Origin of the sequence: Ruminococcus turbiniformis, assembly GCF_020687545.1 — a bacterium.
GTDB lineage: Bacteria > Bacillota > Clostridia > Lachnospirales > Lachnospiraceae > Mediterraneibacter > Mediterraneibacter turbiniformis.
In genome coordinates, this window is record NZ_JAJEQX010000087.1 from 1 (window position 1) to 1,677 (window position 1,677).

Here is a 1,677-nt window from a genome sequence, read left to right on the forward strand (position 1 = left end):
GGGGATGCGGACATTTTCTTGGACCATTAATCCTCCGTTATCCCCATTTATCATGCTGCTATAAGTCCTTGGCTCTGTCGGTATTGAATTGGACTCAACCCTCCGAGGGAAAGCTTAATTCTTTTTTCTGCGTACCAGTGTATATATTCATCGAGAATCTTGATAAACTCCTCGATAGTAACATCTCTCCATGAGCGACCATAAAACATTTCATTTTTAAGGCGGCCAAAGAAACCTTCGCAAGCGGAGTTATCAGGAGAGCACCCTTTTCTTGACATAGATCTGGTTAATCCTGCGTTTTCCATTCTCTCGATCCAGCCTGGCCAGCGGTAGTGTGCTCCTCGATCACTATGGACGATTGGGTGTTCATTTTCCTTTAGGGTGCCGATAGCATTATCAAGCATAGTATTAACGAGCGCGGCATCTGGTGACGTTCCGATTGTCCATGAAACAGGAAGACCATCAAAACAATCTATAATCGGGGATAGATAGATCTTTCCTGCCGGTATGTGAAACTCAGTGATATCTGTCAGCCACTTCATATTTGGCTGTTCGGCATGAAAATCGCGCTTAATTACGTTCGGTACTGCAGGTGTTATCTCTCCCTTGTATGAGTTATATTTCTTTCGTTTTATACTAAGGACAGTAAGTTTATCTTCTTTCATGATCCGACGGACTACCTTTTCCGAAACGATGATTTTCTCGCTTTTGAGAGAACTATGAATGCGACGATAACCATATCTGCCTGAGGAGTTATCGAACACCGTTTGGATCTTCTTGCGAAGTTTGCTATATTTATCCGGAACCTTTAAAGCTGCTTGATGATAACAATAGCTGCTCTTGGCCATGTGGAAGACATCCAGTAATTCATGGAGTTTATAATTATTGCGAAGGGCGCCAATCACGATTGCTTTTTCCCGATTGGTCAGCTTATCAAGACTGACGCCCTCATCTTTTTTTATGATTTCGGCTGCTTTCTCGAGTACATCTTTTTCAAGCCGGAGTCGATAAACCTGTCGCTGAAGCTCTTCAGCCTCGCTGTGAAGTTGTTCGATTTCCTTCTTCAGGGAATTAATTTCATCCGTAGTTGCGACCTTAGTATCTCGCTTCTTTTTGGGCATGGGTGATACGTTTCCTTTCCCGAGAAGATCCCAGGCCCAGTTATACACAGAATATCGGCTTACATTATATTTATCAGCAATCTCCTGTGCGCTTCCATCTCTGGTACATAATTCGATGGCGGCCTGTTCTTTCTGCTCTTTCGATAAATGTACCAAAGATTGGCTGTTAGTGCAAGGCCGCACCTCGTCCGGCAGATCTTGTTTTATCCATTCTGTTAATTGCTGCCGGGTGGGATACCCGAGAGCTTTAACTGTTCTAGATTTGCTCCGGCCATGCTCAACATAGTACTGAATGGCGGTCCGGCGCTGTTCTTCACTATATTTGTTAGTTTTATTGTATGATTTATGCAGATCGCCGTTCTGCTCATACTCTTTATACCAGAGCTTTATCGAATGAGAAGATGGAGGATATCCAAGTTCTCTATAAACTGATGCATAACTCTTCTCGTATTGGATATAGAGCTTTACGGCTCTTAACCTGTCTTCGTAGGAATACATGTGCGTGACCTCCTCCTATTAATGACCTCATTTGGTCCAGGATTTCGTCCGCATCCCC

1 protein-coding gene is annotated in these 1,677 nt (G+C 43.6%); it reads right to left on the reverse strand.

Translation table 11 applies throughout. The features are described 5' to 3' along the window. Positions 1-50 precede the first annotated feature (50 nt). Positions 51-1,619 carry an IS3 family transposase gene (locus LKD70_RS18425; RefSeq protein ID WP_227709308.1) on the reverse strand — a complete coding sequence of 523 codons (1,569 nt, stop codon included), beginning with the start codon at positions 1,617-1,619 and terminating at the stop codon, positions 51-53. Positions 1,620-1,677: the final 58 nt, after the last annotated feature.